The 20,889-nt window shown below is 39.1% G+C and carries 22 protein-coding genes; all 22 read right to left on the reverse strand.

The window, feature by feature from the left end:
- Positions 1 to 3: 3 nt before the first annotated feature.
- The 22 genes from A3223_RS03940 to A3223_RS04045 all read right to left on the reverse strand — a co-directional run bounded on the left by A3223_RS03940 (position 4) and on the right by A3223_RS04045 (position 20,781).
- Complete coding sequence (locus A3223_RS03940) at positions 4 to 216, reverse strand: DUF4006 family protein (RefSeq protein ID WP_021090794.1); 213 nt, start codon at positions 214 to 216, stop codon at positions 4 to 6.
- The gene (locus tag A3223_RS03945; protein ID WP_084109131.1) at positions 216 to 1,079 is read right to left on the reverse strand and encodes a cbb3-type cytochrome c oxidase N-terminal domain-containing protein; all 864 of its coding nucleotides are present in this window, start codon (positions 1,077 to 1,079) and stop codon (positions 216 to 218) included. Before A3223_RS03945 ends, A3223_RS03940 begins: the two co-directional genes overlap by 1 nt.
- A complete protein-coding gene (locus tag A3223_RS03950; protein WP_084109134.1) occupies positions 1,067 to 1,276 on the reverse strand; it encodes a cytochrome c oxidase, cbb3-type, CcoQ subunit in 210 nt (69 codons plus the stop codon). Before A3223_RS03950 ends, A3223_RS03945 begins: the two co-directional genes overlap by 13 nt.
- Positions 1,277 to 1,285: 9 nt before the next feature.
- Entirely contained in the window at positions 1,286 to 1,951 is a 666-nt protein-coding gene (ccoO, locus tag A3223_RS03955) for a cytochrome-c oxidase, cbb3-type subunit II (RefSeq protein ID WP_084109137.1), read from the reverse strand.
- Positions 1,951 to 3,438: a cytochrome-c oxidase, cbb3-type subunit I gene (gene ccoN / locus A3223_RS03960; RefSeq protein WP_084041628.1), complete on the reverse strand. Its 1,488-nt coding sequence runs from the start codon at positions 3,436 to 3,438 to the stop codon at positions 1,951 to 1,953. The genes ccoO and ccoN overlap by 1 nt, the downstream gene beginning before the upstream one ends.
- A 92-nt stretch (positions 3,439 to 3,530) precedes the next feature.
- Complete coding sequence (locus A3223_RS03965; RefSeq protein ID WP_021090989.1) at positions 3,531 to 4,214, reverse strand: response regulator transcription factor; 684 nt, start codon at positions 4,212 to 4,214, stop codon at positions 3,531 to 3,533.
- Positions 4,215 to 4,293: 79 nt separating this feature from the next.
- Positions 4,294 to 4,959 carry a sulfite exporter TauE/SafE family protein gene (locus A3223_RS03970; RefSeq protein WP_257639240.1) on the reverse strand — a complete coding sequence of 222 codons (666 nt, stop codon included), beginning with the start codon at positions 4,957 to 4,959 and terminating at the stop codon, positions 4,294 to 4,296.
- Position 4,960: 1 nt separating this feature from the next.
- Complete coding sequence (carA, locus tag A3223_RS03975; protein WP_084109140.1) at positions 4,961 to 6,079, reverse strand: glutamine-hydrolyzing carbamoyl-phosphate synthase small subunit; 1,119 nt, start codon at positions 6,077 to 6,079, stop codon at positions 4,961 to 4,963.
- Positions 6,079 to 6,630 carry a DUF507 family protein gene (locus tag A3223_RS03980; protein WP_084109143.1) on the reverse strand — a complete coding sequence of 184 codons (552 nt, stop codon included), beginning with the start codon at positions 6,628 to 6,630 and terminating at the stop codon, positions 6,079 to 6,081. Before A3223_RS03980 ends, carA begins: the two co-directional genes overlap by 1 nt.
- 49 nt (positions 6,631 to 6,679) lie before the next feature.
- Positions 6,680 to 7,120: an isoleucyl-tRNA synthetase gene (locus tag A3223_RS03985; RefSeq protein WP_072593936.1), complete on the reverse strand. Its 441-nt coding sequence runs from the start codon at positions 7,118 to 7,120 to the stop codon at positions 6,680 to 6,682.
- Between the two features lie 164 nt (positions 7,121 to 7,284).
- Positions 7,285 to 10,545, reverse strand: coding sequence for a carbamoyl-phosphate synthase large subunit (gene carB / locus A3223_RS03990; RefSeq protein ID WP_084109146.1), 3,261 nt, complete (start codon positions 10,543 to 10,545; stop codon positions 7,285 to 7,287).
- Positions 10,545 to 11,300 carry a rod shape-determining protein MreC gene (gene mreC, locus A3223_RS03995; RefSeq protein ID WP_084109149.1) on the reverse strand — a complete coding sequence of 252 codons (756 nt, stop codon included), beginning with the start codon at positions 11,298 to 11,300 and terminating at the stop codon, positions 10,545 to 10,547. The genes carB and mreC overlap by 1 nt, the downstream gene beginning before the upstream one ends.
- Positions 11,290 to 12,327 (reverse strand): rod shape-determining protein, encoded by a 1,038-nt coding sequence (locus A3223_RS04000; RefSeq protein ID WP_021090637.1) that lies wholly within the window; start codon positions 12,325 to 12,327, stop codon positions 11,290 to 11,292. Before A3223_RS04000 ends, mreC begins: the two co-directional genes overlap by 11 nt.
- Before the next feature lie 9 nt (positions 12,328 to 12,336).
- A complete protein-coding gene (gene clpX / locus A3223_RS04005; protein WP_021090629.1) occupies positions 12,337 to 13,569 on the reverse strand; it encodes an ATP-dependent Clp protease ATP-binding subunit ClpX in 1,233 nt (410 codons plus the stop codon).
- Positions 13,569 to 14,357, reverse strand: coding sequence for an acyl-ACP--UDP-N-acetylglucosamine O-acyltransferase (gene lpxA / locus A3223_RS04010; protein ID WP_084109151.1), 789 nt, complete (start codon positions 14,355 to 14,357; stop codon positions 13,569 to 13,571). Before lpxA ends, clpX begins: the two co-directional genes overlap by 1 nt.
- A 21-nt stretch (positions 14,358 to 14,378) precedes the next feature.
- On the reverse strand, positions 14,379 to 14,825 hold the full coding sequence (gene fabZ, locus A3223_RS04015) for a 3-hydroxyacyl-ACP dehydratase FabZ (protein ID WP_021091063.1): 447 nt from the start codon (positions 14,823 to 14,825) through the stop codon (positions 14,379 to 14,381).
- 150 nt (positions 14,826 to 14,975) lie between these two features.
- Positions 14,976 to 16,049, reverse strand: a complete 1,074-nt coding sequence (locus tag A3223_RS04020; protein ID WP_084109153.1) for an epoxyqueuosine reductase QueH — start codon at positions 16,047 to 16,049, stop codon at positions 14,976 to 14,978.
- 28 nt (positions 16,050 to 16,077) lie between these two features.
- On the reverse strand, positions 16,078 to 16,827 hold the full coding sequence (locus A3223_RS04025; protein ID WP_084109155.1) for an ATP-binding cassette domain-containing protein: 750 nt from the start codon (positions 16,825 to 16,827) through the stop codon (positions 16,078 to 16,080).
- Positions 16,824 to 17,504 carry an ATP-binding cassette domain-containing protein gene (locus tag A3223_RS04030; protein WP_084109157.1) on the reverse strand — a complete coding sequence of 227 codons (681 nt, stop codon included), beginning with the start codon at positions 17,502 to 17,504 and terminating at the stop codon, positions 16,824 to 16,826. The genes A3223_RS04025 and A3223_RS04030 overlap by 4 nt, the downstream gene beginning before the upstream one ends.
- Positions 17,501 to 18,301, reverse strand: coding sequence for an ABC transporter permease (locus A3223_RS04035; RefSeq protein ID WP_084109159.1), 801 nt, complete (start codon positions 18,299 to 18,301; stop codon positions 17,501 to 17,503). The genes A3223_RS04030 and A3223_RS04035 overlap by 4 nt, the downstream gene beginning before the upstream one ends.
- A complete protein-coding gene (locus A3223_RS04040; protein ID WP_084109161.1) occupies positions 18,298 to 19,236 on the reverse strand; it encodes an ABC transporter permease in 939 nt (312 codons plus the stop codon). Before A3223_RS04040 ends, A3223_RS04035 begins: the two co-directional genes overlap by 4 nt.
- 12 nt (positions 19,237 to 19,248) lie before the next feature.
- Positions 19,249 to 20,781 (reverse strand): ABC transporter substrate-binding protein, encoded by a 1,533-nt coding sequence (locus tag A3223_RS04045; protein ID WP_084109163.1) that lies wholly within the window; start codon positions 20,779 to 20,781, stop codon positions 19,249 to 19,251.
- Positions 20,782 to 20,889: the final 108 nt, after the last annotated feature.

A 20,889-nucleotide genomic window follows, 5' to 3' on the forward strand; every position in this document is an offset into this window, starting at 1 on the left:
TCACTACTCCTTTATAATGACGTGTTTAGCGTTATCAACGCTCTTCATTTCAATACTACTTGCATCTTTTAATGAGTAAGGCTTGGTTGCTACATCTTTTTGCAAGCCAATACCAATATAAGTAAGTACGCCAAGGATAGATAGCAAAAGCAAAACCGCCACCAAATAACCGCTAATACCATTTAAAGCAAAGATATTTCTATTTTTATTTTCCATTATTCGCCCTTTGATAGCGATATGACATATTCGCCAACTGCTTTTTGTTGTATCTCGTTTAATCTGCCATCATTAAATTTAGGCATGACACCGATGTTGCCGTTTTTACCACGATTTAGTACATCTACGATGAACTCACTTGAACCATATTTACTAAGATCAGCCGACATACCATCCATGCCTTTGCCATCATCTCCGTGACAAGCTGCACAAGCTGCGTAAAGCTCTTTTCCCATAGCTACTAAATTTTCATTTTTTGTACTTTTTATAGCACTTATCTCTTTTGCCACATAAGCTGCGATAGCCTTTGCTCCATCAGCATCAGCTAGCCCTGCTGGCATCTCACCCATAGGATAATCAAGTCCCTTTGAGCCATTTAGTATTGTATCAACTATTCCTTGTTCACTACCCCAAATTTGTAAATTTGCAGCTTTGCCACCAATGCCATCGCCTGTGATACCATGACATGCTGAGCATTGCACCAAAAATACGCTCTCTCCCATAGCATGAAGCGTTTCTTTGCTTGGGCTTGCATACTCTTTTTCAAATTTAGCGTTTGCTTCTCTTACCTCTTTATTATATTCACCGATTTGTGAGTAAGAATTTAGTGGATAACCAAGTAAATAATACCAGATCGCCCAAACAAGCGTTAGCAAAAAAACTACCGCCCAACCAAATGGAACTGGATTTTTATACTCGCCTATTCCGTCCCAGTTATGCTCGCTAAGCTCTACACTTTCATCTTTTTTAACTTTCATTTGACCAACATACTTGCCAGCTACAACGACAGTTAGTACGATAATTAAGATGGCACCTATTAACGCAAGTAAATTTATATTATCTTCTAAATTTAGCCATTGCATACGCTCTCCTTTGTAGCCTTTTGCTCTAAAATTTTACTTCCGATCTCATCATCTAGGGCTAATCTTGAATATTTCTCATAATTTCTTCTACCTTGCTTTTCACTTTTATAAAGATGAAAAAAATAAGCGTACAAAGTGATAGCTAAAAATGCTGTCAAAATAAAATAGCCATAAGCTTGAAGTTCTCTAACATCCATTACTAACTCCTATTTTAGGCTATTTAGATAGGCGATAAGTGCCACAATCTGACGAATTTCACCCTTTGCAAAAGCACTTTTTACTTGCTCATCTTTCATACTTTCAATGATACTTGAAGCCTGCTCTTTTACGTTAGCATTTGCTTGCTCAAAAGTGCCAAGAGCTGGCATATCTTTCTCATCATAAGGCGTGTTAAAGACCTTTTTAACAGTTAGTGCTTCAGCGTAAGCAGTCTCTATATCAGCATTTTTCTTAAATAAAAATGGATATGCTGGCATGATCGAGCCTGGCACAACAGAGGCTGGGTTTAGCATGTGATTTTCATGCCAATCTGTTGTTCTATAATTACCCACACGCATAAGATCTGGACCCGTTCTTTTTGAACCCCAAAGATGAGGGCGATCATAAGCAAATTCGCCGCTTAAAGAGTACATGCCATATCTATCAGTCTCAGCTTTAAACGGACGTATCATCTGTGAGTGGCAGGTGTTGCAACCATTTTGTATATATATATTTTTTCCAGCAAGCTCTAAAACCGTATAAGGTTTTGTACCCTCAAGTGGCCTAGCTCTATTTGCAAAGTCAGGTAAAATTTCTACCACGCCAGCATAGGCTATGACGATAAAGACGCAAACTGCAAAAAAGAATGGATTTTTTTCTAACCAAGCAAACATCACATCACCTCCGCATTGGCTTTAGCACTGCCCATAGGCGTTGCACTTTTTGGCTCTGCCAAAATAGCTTTAGCAGAAGTTGATTTGTAGATATTGTAAGCAAACATCAAAAAGCCAATCAAATACAAAAGTCCACCAATAGCTCTAATGTAATAATAAGGTATAAGCACTACAACAGTATCAATAAATGAGTAGAGTAAATTTCCATAGCTATCAGTCGCTCTCCACATCATACCTTGCGTAATACCAGCAATCCACATCGAAGCAAAGTATAAAACAATACCTGTTGTTTGTATCCAAAATTGAGCTTCCATTAAGGATTTTGAATAAATTTCGCGCTTAAAGACACGTGGCGTCATATGATAAAGTGCCGCCATAGTCATAAAACCAACCCAGCCAAGTGCACCATCATGTACGTGTCCTGGCACCCAGTCAGTATAGTGAGCTAGTGCATTTACAGATTTAATAGCTAAGATAGGACCTTCAAGAGTTGAAAACATATAAAAAGTTGAAGCTAGAATCATAAATTTAATAAGCGGGCTCTCGCGAAGTTGTGTCCATTCGCCTTTCATTGTAAGAAGCATATTAATAGCTGAGCCCCAAGAAGGTAAAATCAAAACAATAGAAAAAACCGAACCCATAGTCTGCATCCAATCAGGCACAGCAGTATATATTAGGTGGTGACCACCAGCCCAAAGATAGATAAACATAAGGCCCCAGAATGAAAATAACGAAAGCTTATAAGAAAATATTGGCTGTCCGCTCTCTTTTGGTAAGAAGTAATAAATTTGGGCGATGATCGCTACTGTAAATACAAACGCAACTGCGTTGTGGCCGTACCACCACTGAACCAAAGCATCATTTGAGCCAGCATACATCGAAACTGAGTGTAGCCATGAGCCATATCCACTAACTAGTCTTGTTGGAATTTCCATGTTATTAAATAGATAAAGCATAGCAACGCCAAGAAATGTAGCAATGTAATACCAAACTGAGATGTAAAGTGTCTTCTCACGGCGTATACCAATAAGTCCAAATATACTAACGCCCCAAAGCACCCAGACTACTACTACTGCGATATCTAGTGGCCACTCAAGCTCGGCATACTCTTTAGATGTACTCTCGCCCATAAAAAGTGTCACGACAGCTAGAATCATAACAAGTATATAAAGCCAAAAATGAAGCTTACCAATGAACATCAAAAACGGAGATTCACTCATTGATACTTTTAGGACACGCTGTCCTATGTAATACCAAGTGGCAAATATACCAGAGAGCATAAAACCAAAAATGATACCGTTAGTATGAAGAGGACGCAATCTACCAAATGCCGAATACTCACCAGCTATATAGTTTAGATCAGGACAGGCAAGCTGAAAAGCTACCAAAACACCAATAGCCATGCCAACAATACCAAAAAATATCGTGGAGAACATAAAGAGTTTTGCCACACTATAATCATAATGTAGCAACTGGGATGGTCGCATAAATTTTCCTCCTAGTTAAATTTATATTAATTTTCGGTTATTTTAGAGTAGAAAAACTATAAAAAGACTTAATTAATATAAATTATCTTTTACTAAGAGAGTCTTCTATCTATTTTGTAACCAAGCCCAGGAACATTTTTTATAAAATTACTGCCAACTTTATCTCTAACACGTTTAACAAAGGTCCTAATAGCAGCTTCTGTTACGCTCTCGCCAACCCAAACAACATTTTTTATTTCATCGTGAAGTACAAGCGTACCAAGTCTTTTTATGAGTAAGGATATAAAAGCAAGTTCTTTTTTTGTAAGAGAAATTTCAACACCATCTCTGATAAGCACACGTTTTATTTTATTAAAACTATATCCATTTGTAACCTGAATAATATTTGCTGTTTCTATCTTATTTTTAGCAACATTTTCTAAAGTAACCAAAAAATCATCAAGATCAATCGGCTTTAAAACGTATTTATCAATACCAACATCTATCGCTTTTAGAAGTGTTTCTTTTTCACTATTTGTACTAAAAACTATAATAGGTGTATCTTTTGAAATTTCTTTAATGCTTTTAGCCATATCAAGGCCATTCATTATAGGCATAAAAACGTCTGTTATAACCATATTTGGATTATATTTTTTAAATTTCTTAAGTCCTTCATCTCCATTTTGAGCAGTGATAACTTTTTCGAATTTATCTCGCATAACTTCTTGTACTATTTTTTTACCATCTCCCTCATTTTCAACGATAAGAACAGTTAGATTATTAAGAATCTTGCTCATTTATTCTTCCTTTTTGGTTATATTTATCAAACTTCATAAATTTTGACGCAATTAACAATTATTTCTCTTATTTTTTATCTTAAGCATTTGCTCTATATCCTAAAAATGATAGATAAATTCCATTTATTATCATTATGCTAGCTGAGATCTTAAACATTATGTCTTTAAATTTTTCATTTAAAATTCCAAATACAAAGCTAGCTAAAAGCATAGCTGGCAATGTACAAAGACCAAATACAAGCATTATAAAAGCCGAATCAATAAAATTTGCACTTAAAATCCCAAGTGCCAAAAAATAATAAACCACACCACAAGGCAAAAAGCCATTTAAAAAACCAAGTAATAAAAAATTTGCTAAATTTTTCTTTTGAATCCTTGTTTTTGCAATTCTTACTACAAAATTAAGCGCCTTTTGATTCTCTACAAATTTTAAAAGCTCACCCCTAAAAAGTAAGGCAATGCCGATAAACGCGATCACTAAACCAACTATGAAAAATATAAGACCTCTTGCCTGCATGCTAAAGCTAATAACAACTCCAAAGGCGCCAAACAAAGCTCCTAAAACTACATAAGCAAAAATTCTAGCTAGACTATAAAGTGTGCTTAGCATTAAAATTTCTATTTTATTCTTACCTTTAAAAAATAGAGTCTGCAAGCTCAAAAATCCGCTGCACATACCTACACAATGACTAAAGCTACTTAAAAATGCAACTGAGACAATCATGTAAAGGTTTATGTTTTGCATCTTATAAAATTTCTAAAAACTGCTTAAATATATATTTACTCTCGCTTGGACCACCACTTGCTTCTGGGTGGTGCTGAACTGAAAAGATCGGATAGTCTTTGTATCTCACACCCTCGATCGTGTTGTCAAATAAATTTCTATGAGTCACAACAGCTACTTCTGCGATACTCTCAGGTACGTTGTAGTTGTGATTTTGTGTTGTTATCTCGATCGCTTTTGTCTCTAAATTTAAGACTGGGTGATTTGCTCCGTGCTGACCAAATTTAAGCTTATATGTCTCATATCCAAAGGCATTTGATAGTAGCTGATGCCCAAGGCAAATGCCAAATATAGGTATCCTAGCCTCTATCATCTTTTTGATCTCGCCTATTTCGGCCTTTAAATTTTTTGGCTCACCAGGACCATTTGATAAGAATACCCCATTTATCTCACCGTTTTTAAATTTTTCTATTAAAATTTCAGCCTTAGTGTCGTGTGGCACGACAATAACCTCAAGGCCAATTTCACATAGCTCGTTTAGGATATTTTTCTTTACACCAAAGTCAAAAACAGCTATCTTTTTGCCAATACTTTTTAGCGGCTTATATGACTTTAAATTTCTATCCCAAGCGCCTTTTTTGTGCTCATACTCATCCATCGCACTAACTGTTTTTACGTAGTTTATGTTTTCTATACGTCCGCTACTTTCAAGTCTACGTTTTAGCTCATCTTTATCACTTATTTGCGTTGAGATATAAGCCATCAAGGCACCTTCATCGCGTAGCATCTTTGTGAGGTATCTAGTATCAACGTCATAAACGCCGAATTTACCTTGCTCTTCGAAAAATTTTCCCAAAGATTTTTGCGAGCGGTAGTTTGATGGAATTTCATTGTAGCTTCTCATTATAACGCCACTTGCATGAATCCTAAGACTCTCCATATCGTCTTCATTTATACCTACTATGCCTATTTCTGGCATCGTAAAGACGATAAACTGACCAGCATAGCTTGGATCGCTCATGATCTCTTCGTAGCCAGTCATCGAGGTATTAAAAACGAGCTCGCCAGCACATTCACCGTGAGCACCAAAAGCTTTTGCTTCTAAAAAAACACCATTTTCAATATAAATGTAAGCTTTCATTAAAGCATGCCTCTTTTTTTAAGCTCATCTTGATACAAACGCTCAAAGACAAGATCATATTCATCAGTTCCTGGGATTAGCTTATGTTTATAATTTTGTATCATTTCATAAACATCATCTTCTATCTTCTCATAGCTTTTTAAGTACTCGTCTATCGAGTTATAAATCACATTTTTTACGCGATTTTCAGATACATTATAATCAACAAGACCGCTCTTCCAAATAGTTTCAAGCACTTTGTGAGCGATATTACTAAATCTATCTTCGTGGATTAAGATTACATCAAATTCACCTGCGAGCTTCTTTTTAACGAGCCAAAACATATTTTTGCGGTCAATTTGCATAGTTTGCATCTCATCTTCATTTTTCTCCAAAAGCTCATTTACTCGCTCATCTAAAGCTCTTTCTTTTTGAATATCGACTGTTAAAATTTCACTTGTTTTTGCTACGATTGGCTCAATGCCTTTATTTAGTCTTACGAAACCACAATTTAGAAGATCTATTGCTATTTTATGTGAAATATACGGAACGTGTGGGAGTTTTAAACGCATTTTAAACCTTTAAATTTTTATGCCATTTTAACTAAATAAAGGTAAAACTTTACTTTGAAATTTTAACGACTTTATTATTATCGCTTCTTAAAAAATAAATTTCTCTTCGTCCTTCATAAAGTATCTTTCCATCAGTCTTTTGCTCATTTTCTAAATTTGATGAGATATCTAAAGATAGCGATTTGCTCATAAAATAATTCTCTCCTAAAGTGCGTCCAAAGTCAGGATACCAACTAAAAGCACAAACTATCAGCAAAACTAAATAAAAGGCTCTAAAAATTTTTCTAAAAGACGCGTAAAAAAAGCAATACCCAAATATAAAAAATACGGGCAAAAGCCATAAGAAAGGCACGTTATCAACAAAAATAACATTAAAATACTCACTTATGCCATAGTAAGAAAAGTAGTTGTTGTAAATTCCAACAAATAGCGTAAAAATAGGAGCAAGGACAAATATAATACCCGTAAAAAAAGCATTTAAAATTTTCATAATCTCTCCTTTTGAGTGAGATTATATTAAACATAAGCTTTAATATTACTAGATTGATGAAAGCTGGACTAAAATTCAAAGCAAAATTCTATATATGGGCATCTATTACTTCTAATAATACTTTAAAAAAACAGTTTAGCTATAAGCTAAACTGCCTTAAATTATTATTTTTTAGATAAATACTCTTGCAAGCTTTTTACCTCAAGTGCTTTGCCGGTTTGTACCGAGCTTAGCGACTTAGCAGCTGCAAGTGCTGCACGGATCGTTGTAAAGTAAGGAATTTTAAATCTAAGCACATTTTGGCGGATCTTTTTGCCATCATCCACGCTTGATTTTGTATCGCTTGTATTTATAACAAGTGCGATATCGCCGTTTTTGAGCCTATCTTCGACGTTTGGTCTGCCCTCGCTTATCTTATAGACAAACTCGGCCTCCACACCAGCCTCGCTTAAAATTTTATGCGTACCGCCAGTTGCGACGATGCTAAAACCAAGGGCTATTAGTTCTCTTGCAAGATCAGGCGCGTAAGATTTATCAGCGTCAGCTAGCGTTAAAAAGACCCTACCCTTGCTTGGTAAAGTGTTGCTAGCAGCGATCTGACTCTTTGCAAATGAGCTTGCAAAGTCGTGGCTAATACCCATGACCTCGCCAGTGCTTTTCATCTCAGGGCCAAGGATGAGATCGGCGCCACTTAGCTTGTTAAATGGCAATACACACTCTTTTACACAAATATGCGAGCTAACGCGTGGTTTTAGGATGTCGCCGTCCTCATAAACAACTTTGTAATCATCATAAAATTTAAGCGCCTCACGTAAATTTCCCTGCCACATGACTCTTGTTGCCACCTTTGCCATAGGCACGCCAGTGGCCTTACTCACAAACGGCACGGTCCTGCTCGCGCGAGGATTTACCTCGATCATATAAAGCTCGTTTTCATAGATGGCAAACTGGATATTCATAAGGCCAATGACGCCTAAATTTAGTGCGATATCTCTGGTTTGCTTCTCTACCTTTTTTATCATTTCTTCGCTTAAACTCATCGGTGGCAGTATGCAAGCCGAGTCGCCAGAGTGAATTCCAGCCTCCTCGATGTGCTCCATTATAGCACCTATATAGACCTCTTTGCCGTCACATATCGCATCTACGTCGAGCTCTTTTGCATCTTGTAAAAATTTATCAAGTAGCACTGGCGAGTGGTTACTAACCTTTACCGCTTCACTCATATACTCTTTTAGCTCGCTCTCGTTGTGTACCCTTCTCATCGCCCTACCGCCTAGAACGTAGCTTGGGCGAACAAGCACTGGATAGCCGATATTTGCGGCCTTTTGTAAGGCTTCCTCTAAGCTAGTGGCGGTGTCATTTTTAGGTTGAAGGACGCCTATTTTATTTATAAATTCGCTAAATTTCTTTCTATCCTCGGCCACATCGATCACTCTTGCTGTTGTGCCGATGATCTTAGCGCCGATCACGCTTAGGCGTTTTGCAAATTTAAGCGGAGTTTGGCCGCCAAAATGCACAATCACGCCGTCTGGCTTTTCGCGCTCGATGACTGATCTCACGTGCTCAAAATCAATCGGCTCAAAATACAAAATATCGCTCGTGTCGTAGTCGGTTGAGACGGTTTCTGGGTTGCAGTTATACATTATTGTTTTTATGCCAAGGTCTCTTAGAGCGTAGCTTGCATGCACGCAGCAGTAGTCAAACTCTATGCCCTGGCCGATCCTGTTTGGACCGCCACCTATTATCATCACCTTTTTAGCGTCTTTTGCTAGCTCTTTTTTAGGAAATTTAGTGATATTTGTGGTTGAGTAAAGATATGGGGTTAGTGCCTTAAACTCACCTGCGCAAGTATCAACCTCGTTGTATTCAAGCTCGATACCAAGCTTTTGCCTAGCAAAATAGATATCATTTTGGCTAAGCTCAAGATCGTCTTTTTCATTTATAAGCACAGCTATCATTTTATCTGAAAAGCCCATGCTTTTGGCCTCTCGCAGTAGCTCTTCGTTATTTAAGATATCCATGTCGATCTTATCTTCAAATTTAACTATCTCATAAATTTGCTCCAAAAACCAAGGATCGATCTTGCTAAACTCATGCACCTCAGCCACGCTAAAGCCATCTCTAAAGGCTTGTGCTAGATATAAAATTCTTCTCTCATTTGCATTTCTGATGCCATAAATCAAAGCGTTTTTCTCTAGGCTAAGGCTGTTAAATCCGCAAAGATCGCGCTCTAGGCTACAAAGCGCCTTTTGGATGCTCTCTTTAAATGTCCTGCCAATAGCCATGACCTCGCCGACTGACTTCATCGCAGTGCCTAGATATGGGTTTGATCCTGGGAATTTCTCAAATGTAAAGCGTGGGATCTTTGTCACGATGTAGTCGATCACCGGCTCAAAGCTAGCAGGCGTGCCTGTGATGTCGTTTTTGATCTCATCTAGGCTAAAGCCAACTGCAAGCAGTGTCGCTACCTTTGCGATCGGGTAGCCAGTAGCTTTACTAGCAAGTGCTGAGCTTCGGCTCACGCGTGGGTTCATCTCGATAACGATCATGCGGCCCGTTTTTGGGTCTATGGCAAACTGCACGTTGCTGCCGCCAGTATCAACGCCTATCTCGCGAAGTATGGCAAAGCTAGCATCACGCATCGCCTGATACTCTTTATCTGTGAGCGTTAAAGCTGGTGCGACCGTGATGCTATCGCCTGTATGAACACCCATTGGATCGAAATTCTCGATCGAGCAGACGATGATGCAGTTATCGTTTCTATCTCTAATGACCTCCATCTCGTACTCTTTCCAGCCAAGCAAGCTCTCTTCTATCAAAATTTCATGTATCGGGCTTGCGTCAAGGCCGGTGTTAGCTAGCTCTTTAAACTCGTCCATATTGTAAGCCACACCGCTTCCTGCGCCACCAAGCGTGTAGCTAGCTCTTATGATGAGTGGAAAGCCTATCTCATTTGCCGCATTTAGCGCGTCATCCATATTGTAGGCATATCTACTCTCAGGCAGGTCCATGCCGATCTTTTGCATAGTCGCTTTAAAAATTTGTCTATCTTCGCCCTTTTTTATCGCTTCTGGGTTTGCACCAAGAAATTTTACATCCTTTAAAAGACCACTCTCAAATACCTCCATAGCGGCATTTAGTGCTACTTGACCGCCCATCGTTGGCAAGATAGCATCGATCTTTTCTTTTTCGATGATCTTTAAAATGCTATCTTTTGTGATCGGCTCAATATACGTTGCATCGGCAAAATTTGGGTCAGTCATGATGGTGGCTGGGTTTGAGTTGATAAGCACTACGCGGTATCCAAGCTCTTTTAGCGTCTTGGCTGCTTGTGTGCCTGAGTAGTCAAATTCGCAGGCCTGACCGATGACGATAGGGCCTGAGCCGATTAGCAAAATGGTATTTATATCTGTTCTTTTTGGCATCATTTTTCCTTTGTTACAACGTATAGATAGTTTGGTATGTTTAGCTTTGCATAGGGCTCAACTATCACGCTTTGATAGGAGCTCTCTTTTAAAATTTTACTCACGCGCCCTACTGGCACTCCACTAAAAAATATCCCATCAAGCCCGCTCGTAAAGACCTCGTCGCCCTCTTTTGGGCTGAGCCATTGTGGGATAAATTTCACCATTATTTGGCCTTGATTTCCATGCGCGACGCCTGGAATTTTGTCATTTCCTATATAAACTGCAAATATACTTTTTGGATCATTTTGCAAGTAAGCTAGTGGCTTGCCATCTTTTGCAATGACGATGCCAGCGCTATTTCCTTGATAGATGAGCCCGTAAATTTTATTTGGGTCATATCCTTCAAACTCGCTTATCCAAATTTTATTATAATCCCCGATATGCACGTAGCTAAGCCCTTTTACTAGCTTTACAGCTGGGGCGTAGGCAGTCGAGTTTTTATCTTTTAAAATTTGATTTAGCTCGTTCGCAAAAGTAGAAAGAAGCGTGGCTGAGCGCTCTAGCTCTTCATTTTGCGCTCTTAGTTTTTCTATCTCGCTAGCCTGCCTAAAATATTCGTTTATATAGTCTTTCACACTTTTAGCAAAATTGTCGTATGAATTTGTAGCATAGTTACTAAACCCAATAGAAAGATTACTTAAAATTTCTCCCTTGAAAACTGAGGCCGTAGCAAGCAATGCTATAAAAACAAAAAGAACAATCTTACTCTTCATTTGTCAGCTGTTGTAAAAGCCCAATCTCTTCAAGTGCCTTGCCAGTTCCTCTAGCAACCGCAAGGAGTGGCTCGTCAGCTACAAAAACTGGAAGTTTAACGATATCAGATAAAAATTTGTCAAGTCCTCTAATAAGTGCTCCACCACCAGTTAATACGATACCAGTCTCCACGATATCACCAGCAAGATCAGGCGGCATCATCTCAAGCACGGTTTTAAGCGCATCTGCGATCTCTTTTAGTGGTTCTCTCATCGCTTCTCTTACATCTTCGCTTGTTAGCTCGACTCTACTTAAAAGACCACTTACTTGGTCGCGTCCTTTTACCACTACGCTTAGCTCTTTTTCAAGCTGTACAGCAGAACCTACAGCAATCTTTATCTCCTCGCCAGTTCGCTCACCTATTAGTAGGTTATATTTCTCTTTTATGTAATTAACAATACTAATATCAATCTTATCTCCAGCTGTGCGGATTGATTTTGAAATAACTAGACCACCAAGCGAGACAACACCTATCTCAGTCGTACCACCACCGATATCGACTACTAGGTTACCTTGTGGCTCACGGACTGGTAAATTTGCGCCAATCGCTGCTGCCATAGGCTCTTCGATCAAAAATACTTCTCTTGCTCCAGCACTTAAAGCACTTTCTCTAACAGCTTTTCTTTCGACCTGGGTTAGCCCATAAGGAACTGAGATGATGATCCTTGGGCGTAAAAAGCTTTTTCTTTTGTGAGTCTTTTCTATAAAATAGCGTATCATGCGCTCAGTCATATCAAAATCCGCAATTACGCCATCTCTCATCGGCCTTATCGCCTCGATATCGCCTGGAGTTTTTCCTACCATCTCTTTAGCAGCATGTCCGACCGCTAAAATTTTTTGCTTACCATATTTCTCACGCCTTACTGCAACAACAGAAGGTTCATTTATTATTATGCCTTTATCCTTTACCAAAACAAGTGTATTTGCAGTACCGAGATCTATGCCCATATCACTTGAGAAAAAACCTATAACCTGATCTAAAAACATCTATTTCCTTTATGCTATTTTCTTATCGTGTTTTATTAAAATTGGCTTTGCCTTATCTTTTACAGTCTCTTTTGAGATAACAATATCATACTCTTTTAACTCTGGCAGCTCATACATTATGTCTGTCATAAGCTCTTCCATTATACTTCTAAGCCCCCTGGCTCCAGTCTTTCGCTCAATGGCTAGACTTGCTATCTCTTCAAGTGCCTCATCATCAAATTTAAGCGTAGCACCATCAATCGCACAAAGCTTTTGATATTGTTTTAATATCGCATTTTTTGGCTCGGTTAAAATTTTAACCATATCTTCTTTTGTTATCTCATTCAAAGTAGCTACTACGTGAAGTCTACCAATAAGCTCTGGGATGAGGCCATATCTTACAAGATCGTCTGGCTCAAGTAGGCTTAGTAAATTTTCTTTTTCATTTTTGCCACGTTTTTCTTGGTTAAATCCAAGTACATTTTTACCAACTCTTCTCTCGATAATATCAAGAAGTCCGTCAAATGCACCGCCGCAAACGAATAAAATATTTGTCGTATCTATCTGGATGAAGTCTTGGTTTGGATGTTTTCTGCCGCCTTTTGGTGGAATATTCACGACGCTACCTTCGATGATCTTTAAAAGTGCTTGCTGTACGCCTTCGCCCGAAACGTCTCTTGTGATGCTTCTATTTTCACTCATTCTAGCGATCTTATCGATCTCATCTACAAAGACAATGCCCTGCTCCGCCTTTTTCACGTCACCATTTGCAGCTTGTAAAAGCCTTGTTAGGATATTTTCAACATCCTCACCGACATATCCAGCCTCAGTTAGGCTTGTGGCGTCACAAATTGCGATAGGCACATCAAGAAATCTCGCTAAAGTCTGAGCCATCAACGTCTTACCACTTCCAGTTGGGCCAACAAGCAAGATGTTTGATTTTGAAATTTCAGTATCGTCTTTGATGTCGCTTTGTTTAAAAATTCTCTTATAGTGGTTATATACGCCGACGCTAAAGACCTTTTTAGCCCTATCTTGACCGATCACATAGTTATCAAGTACCGCTTTTAGCTCCTTTGGTGTGAGCTTTTGATATTCTATCGTTTCGTCGTTTTTACTCTCTTCTACGCTAGTATCTCCATGTATCATATCGTATGCAGCAGCGATGCAATACTCGCATATATAGGCATTTCCTTCGATATCTGCAAGTAATCTTCTCTCGGCAGACTCTGCCTCTCCACAAAAATTACACTTTCTAGCCATTAATCTCTTCCTTTTGCAAGCGGAATTCCTCTTGTCGTTTCTAATATAAATTTACACATTTTCTTTACGTTTTCGTCGCTGGTTTTAGCGATCAGCTCATTTGCTTGATCTTTTAGGCTGATGCCTTGATTAAACAAAAATTTATAAGCGCGAACTAGCTCCTCAACTTGCTCTTTATCAAATCTACGTCTAATGCCAACTAAATTTAAGCTTCTTATATATGCTCTATTGCCCTCAGCTAGGCAAAATGGCACTACATCTTGACTAAGCGCGCTTGCACCTGCGATCATGCAGCTCTCACCCACTCTAACAAACTGATGAATTGGTGTAAGACCGCCCACAACAGCATAGTCGCCAAGCTCGACGTGACCTGCCAGGGTTGCGTTATTTGCCAAGATTACGTTACTACCGATGATACAGTCATGCGCGATATGAGAATATGCCATAATAAAGGCGTTATCACCGATCCTTGTTATGCCATCGCCCTTGTGCGTGCCTGAGTTTATCGTGCAAAACTCACGTATAGTTGCGTGCTCGCCGATAATGACGCCGGTATCAATCTCATCTTTATAGCTGATATCTTGTGGGATGTCGCCTACGATCGCGTAGCTAAATATACGAGAGTTATCACCGATTTTAGTCTTGCCAAGTACCCTTGCACCTTGCTTTATCGTGACGTTATTGCCAAGGACTGCATCTTTACTTACAAATGCATAAGCCTCGATATTTGCGTCATCTCCAATGATCGCTCCATCTTCTATAACGGCTGTTTGGTGGATATTTTTCATTTTCTCTCTTTTTCTTAAAGCCTATTTATCGACTATCATCGCTTTTAGTTCAGCCTCAGCGCAAAGTGCGTCATCTACGTATGCCTTGCCTTCAAGCACCCAGATATTTCCCTTGTGCTTTAGCACATTTAGTCTATACTCTAGCCTATCTCCAGGACGGACTGGATGGCGAAATTTTGCTCCGTCTATACTCATAAAATAAACCACTTTATTCTCAATACCAGCTTGATGCTCATCACTCATGCTCTTAAACGCTAGCACACCGCCAGCTTGCGCCATGCCTTCGATTATCATTACGCCAGGATATATCGGGTGACCTGGGAAGTGTCCCTGAAATATCGGCTCGCCAATGGTTACATTTTTATAAGCCACGATATTCTTAGCTGGCTCTAGCTCAACAACTCTATCTATAAGTAAAAATGGAAATCTATGTGGAAGAATTTTTTGAATTTCTACGACGTCTATCACGTTTTAGCCTTAGTAATGTAAATTTGTGGCGATTGTAACAAATTTATACTAAGAAAAAAATTATTAGCCTCTTTTAAAAATCTCTAAATTTCGCCTTATGTGGCAAAAATTTAATTCACTGCTTTAAGATAAATTTTATAAACTCACCTTTTAGTCTAAAACCAAAATTTCTTCACTATCGTTATAAAAAACAGCCTTTGCGTAAATTTCGTAGCTGCCCTTTTTGACCTCGTCTAGGATGATGATAGGATTTTGCGAAAATTCTCCGCTTATATCACGGCGAAATTTTAGCTCAGCGTCAAGCTCAAGCGGCCTTTTGCAAAGCTCATCAACGCTTTTAAATTTGCTATTTGTAAATTTATTAAAGCGCTCTATGCTCATAAATATCACGCCCTCTTTTAGCTCATCATCGATCTCGCAGTCACGCTCTACATTTAGCTTTAAATTTTCTCTTTTAAAGCCAGAGTAGAGTACAAAGTAGCTTGGTACCACAACTCCGCCAAATTTAACACTAGCGCGTAAAAGCCTGTAGTTTAAAAATCGCCTTCTAAAAAGATGAAATTTCTCACCTCTCGCCTCGCAAAGGCGCACCTTTTTGTAAAGCTCAAGCCTAGCTTCTATGCTGCCATAAAGTGCTCTTGCGTGTAGCTCGCTCATTAGCTCACTTTGGGGCAAATTTTGCGAGTCACGCTGCTTTTTTAGCGCAAAGACACAGCCACAGTAGTTTTGGTGATAGAGCTTGTCTTTTTTAGCGAGGATAAATTGCTCGCTTGTGCCGCCATTTTTTCTATAATCAACTGCGACCGCCTCTAAATTTGAGCCAGCCACCGCCTCATCAAGCGCCTTTTTAAGCTGAGAAAAGTCCTTTTTTGGGCTCATCAAAAGCGTCGTCGTGATCTTACTAAGTCCTAGCTCAAGCGCCTTTTTAGCAGAGTCTTTCATACGAAAATCAAAGCAGTACTCGCACCTTTTGCCCTTTTCTGGCTCGTCTTCAAGCCCCTTTGTGCCACCAAGCCACGCCTCATAGTCGTATTCGCCGCATATTAGCTTGATGCCTAGCTTCTCGCAGCTTCGCTTCACGTCCTCAAAACGCAGTAAAAATTCGCTATATGGATGTATATTTGGATCATAAAAATAGCCGACTATTCGTTCATTTGGATAGTCTTTTCGTAGGCGCTGTAAAAAGTAGTGGCTATCGACCGAGCAGCAGATGTGAACTAGCAAAATTTAACCTTTTTTTGCTCGCATTATATCAAAGATTATTTTTATAAATTTTTGCAGCATCAAGGTATTTTTTAAGGACATTTTGGCTTGCAAGATCTTCAAATTTACCCCACGCCACCTGCTTGCCAGCCTCGATTATTAGCACTTTTTGTGCTATCTTCATCGCACTTAAAATATCGTGCGTGATAAAGATAATGCTGATCTTTTCATCTAAGCTTAAAAGCAAATTTATGATCTTTTGCTTCGTCTCGTTGTCAAGCCCGCTTGTTATCTCGTCGCAGATTAGGATTTTTGGCTTTGAAAGAAGCGCTAGCAGTATCCCGACCCTTGTCGCCTCGCCACCACTTAGCTGAGATGGATATTTTTCTAAAATTTCATCTTTTAAATTTAAATTTGCCAGAAGCTCTTTGAGCTCATTTTCGCTAAAGCTAAGCTTAAGATATGACCTCACATGAGCGATGGCGGTTTTTACTTTTAGCGCTGGACTTAGGGCTTGTTTTTGGTTTTGCAAGATATATCTGATATCTTTTTTGAGCTCATTTTTGTCTGTGATCTCTTCACTGTTTATATAAATTTTGCCCCCGCTTTTTGGCTCGCTAAATGATATGAGCTTTGCAAGCGTGCTTTTGCCACTGCCACTTTGCCCCAAAATGGCTAAATTTTCGCAATCATCAAGCTCGCAACTTATCCCCTCTAAAAGGTGCAGTACTTCAGCTCTAGCGTTAAAATGCTCCTTAAAGCTTAAACTTTTTGATACGTTTTCAAGCCTGATTTTCACGCATTTTCCTTTAAATTTAGCCGCCCATCTCTCATCTGCCAAATTTCGTCACTAAGATAGTTTGTCAGCGCCTCATCGTGCGAGATAAAAATGACACTCATCTTGCCCTTTAAACTCTCCAAGATGCCCGCCACGTGGCTACCGCTAATGCTATCAAGCCCGCTTGTTATCTCATCGCAGATTAAAATTTTTGGCTTTAAGCAAAGCGCAAGAGCGATCTGCACACGGCTCGCCTCGCCGCCACTTAGCTCGTATGAGTATTTGTGCCAGATAAGATTTGCATTACCCAGCCCAAACTCCCTAAAATAGCTAAATGCAAGCTCTTTATTTGATTTATTATCGCCGCCAAGATAGGCATTAAAGTGATCGCCCACGTTTAAGAGCGGATGAAGGCTAGCAACGGAGTTTTGAAAAATGAGCGCGGCAACCTTTTTTCGGTGCTCTTTTAGCTCATTTTGGCTAAGTTTTAAGATATCTTTTTTATAAATGCTAAAATTATCCGCCCTCACTCTAAAATCATCATCAAAAAGCCTTATTAAGCTCTTTGCAAAGAGCGATTTACCACTGCCGCTAACGCCCGTGATACCTATAAATTTACCCTCACTCATACCAAAATCAAGCTCACGCAAAAGCTTCTTATCCTTATAAAAAACGTTTAAATTTTTAATCTCTATCATATTTTTATATTGCCATTTTTTGAATTTGATGTGATGATCGAGGTTGCAAGTATGAGCAAAAAGAGCGTCACGCCAGGAAAAAGTACCATCCACCAAGAGCCAAGGAAAAGTGCTTCTTTGCTCTCATTTAGCATGATGCCAAGGCTTATCTTATTTGCATCGCTACCCACGCCAAAAAAGCCAAGCGTAGCCTCCATGACGACTGCGTTTATCGCGTTTATGCCAAAGATGCTAATTATTAGATGCTTTAAATTTGGCAAAATTTCAAAGCAGATCAGGCTAAATTTGCTAGCCCCATTTATCACAGCCTGCTCGGCGTAGTCGCACGTTTTATTAAGTCTTAAATTTTGCATAAAGACTTTTGCGCCCTGCATAAACGAGCAAATGGCGATGATAAAAGAGGTTATAAGCAGATCCCCACTACTAAATGAGCTAAAAAGCATGATAAAAACGATGTTTGGGATGCTTAAAAAGGCATCAAGCCCTTTATCAAAAAGGCTCTCGCAGGTTCTGCTCTTACTCGTGCCAAAATATGCGTAGATGAGCGAGAAAAACGTCGTTAAAAAGCCAGCTAGCAGCAAGATAAGAAGCGAGTTTTTAAGCGCGTAGGCCACTCTTATGAGATTGTCCCTACCAAGGATGTCAGTGCCAAAGATATGCTCGCCGTTTGGGGCTAAATTTACCGCCATAAAGTTAGTGAAATTTGGCTCAAATTTAGAAAAAAACGGCGTCACAAAGGCAAATGTGACAAGTGCTAAAAAGACAAAACAGGCTAGGAAAAATATGACTTTTCTCATAAATTTCTCTTATCTGCCAAGATGGCGAAAATTTTAGCCAGTAAATTTGCAAAAACGACAAAAACAGCCGTTAGCAAAATGGTCGCAAGTGCGACTGGATAGTCTTTGGCGATGACTGCATCAAGGCTAAGCTTGCCTATGCCTGGAAATGAAAAAATGCTCTCAATCACGTATGAGCCAGCAAAAACGCCAGCCACAAGGGTTGCGAAATAATAGACTATATCGGTGCTTGCATGCTTTATGGAAAAGAAATAAATTTTGCCCCGCCCCAAGCCTCTAGCGTGAGCCGTCTGGATAAAGTCAGCATTTAGGCTTTGATTTAGCCTGTCTCTTACAAATTTCACATTTGCGCCAAGGTGTGGCAAGATGATGGCAAGCGTTGGCAAGATGATAAATTTAGCTCCCACCCCGCTAGATCCTAGCTCGTTTGCGCCAGAGCTTGGCAGCAAGTTTAGATAGACGCTAAAGATCGCTATTAGCACGAGTGCTACGTAAAAATGCGGCAATGAAGCTAGTAAAAACGAGCTAAAGTTTATAAAGATATCGGCAAATTTATTTTTATAAATGGCGCTTAAAAGCCCCAATAAAAATGATAAGAAAACTATCAGAAAAAACGAAGCAAAAAATAAGATAAGAGAGTTTAAAAGTCTCTCTTTAATGAGTAAAAAAACGCTTGCTCCGCTTACAAAGCTAGTGCCAAAGTCCCCCGTGACAAAGTGAGCCAGCCATCTAAAATACTGCACAAAAAAGCCATCTTTTAGCCCCAAATTTTCTAAAATTTGCTCTTTTATAGCCACGCTCACCGCCTCGCTTCGCAAAAACATCGCGTCAGTGACGTTTCCTGGCAAAAAATATATGAGCAAAAATAGAAAAAATGAGATAAAAAACAGCAACCCAAGGCTTGAGATCACTGTTTTTAAAATGGCTCTAAACAAATTTTTTATCCACTATTTTACTTGCCACTCTCTTATGTTCCATAAAAATCCAGCCCCATGGTGGCCCAAAATTTGCGTCTTTATGCCTGAAATTTTGTTGTTAAAAACGAGCGGATAGTCAAGATAGGCTATAAAAATGTAAGGTGGATTTTCAAAAAGTGCTTTTAGAAATTCTTTGTAGTATTTTTTCCTAAGCTCCACGTCCTTTGTATATCTTGCGTTTTTTAGGGCAAGATCGACGTTTGCGTCCTTGTAGTGGCTAAAATTCCAGCCATTTTCATTTATGCTCACATCGGCAAATCCACCAAAAATTCTATACGTGTGAAAGTCTGGATCAAAAGGGCTTCCCCAGCCGATGATAAAGCTATCAACCTCGCTTATACTAAAGGCTGTTCTTGGCTTAGCGTAGGCTTTTGCTCTCACGCCAAATTTATTTAGCTCGCTGCTTAAAATTTTGGCTAGATTGACCCTTAAGATGTCGTTATTAAAGGCATAGATATCAAAGCCAAGCTCCTTGCCGTCCTTTTCAAAAAAGCCAGCCTTGTTTTTCTTAAAGCCGCTCTTTTCAAGTAGCTCTTTGGCCTTTTGCGGATCGTAGCTAAATTTAAACTCACCGTCATTTGCAAAGCTTTTTTCTATCGGATTGTTCGCTACGCTTGCATATCCGTGAAATAAATTTTTAACTATCTCATCTTTATTTACCGCGTAGTTTAGGGCGATTCTTACATTTTTATCTTGAAAAAGAGGATTTTCAAAGTTAAACATCAAAGCTCTATAGTCTGCACTTTTAAACTTAAGCAGGCTTAATTTTTTATCATCTTTTATGAAATTTACACCAGTTGGAGAGATGAGCGCAACATCGATCTCACCACTTTTAAGCCCAACGAGCCTTAAATTTTCATCACCAATAATTTTAAAAAATACCTTTTTTATCTTTGGCTCACCCTTGTAAAATTTATCATTTGCCACAAACTCCAAGCTCTCATCTTTTTTCCATTTTACAAGCTTGTATGCGCCAGTTCCTACTGGAGCCTCGTTAAATTTATCGGTTGAGATATCTTTGCCTTTTAAAATGTGCTCAGGCAAAACGCCAAAGCTAAGTGCGTCAAGAAATGGCGGAAACGGTTCATTAAGCGTAATCTTTACTTTATAATCACCTAAAATTTCAACACTTTTTACCACTTCATAATTTGAGATAGCTGGCGCATTTAGCTTCTTATCTTGAGCCGCTTCGATGGTAAATTTAACGTCCTTTGCGCTAAATTTTACCCCGTCATGCCAAAGAGCATCATCTCTTAGCTCAAAAACATACTCCAACCCATCGTCGCTCACCTGCCAAGACTTCGCAAGCTCTGGCACGACGTTGCTATTTTCATCGTGGCTCGTAAGGCCAGAGAAAACTAGCGAAAGCGTAGGATCGTGATCCTCGTCATAAAGTGGGTTTATGCGAGGTGTTTGCTCCTCGATAGCGACCACGACTTTGCTCTCGTTTGCGTAAAGGCAAACGCCAAATAACAAGAAAAATGCAAGTAAAATTCTCTTCATTTTTTCCCTTTTTCCTAAAAAATTTGTGAAATGGTAATACGAATTTTATAAAAGTATTATTAATGCAAGTGTGAAATTTGAATTTGCAAATTTATAACTAGAATTTAA

The sequence above is a fragment of the Campylobacter concisus genome (assembly GCF_002092855.1).
In the GTDB taxonomy this organism is placed as follows: Bacteria; Campylobacterota; Campylobacteria; order Campylobacterales; family Campylobacteraceae; genus Campylobacter_A; species Campylobacter_A concisus_AI.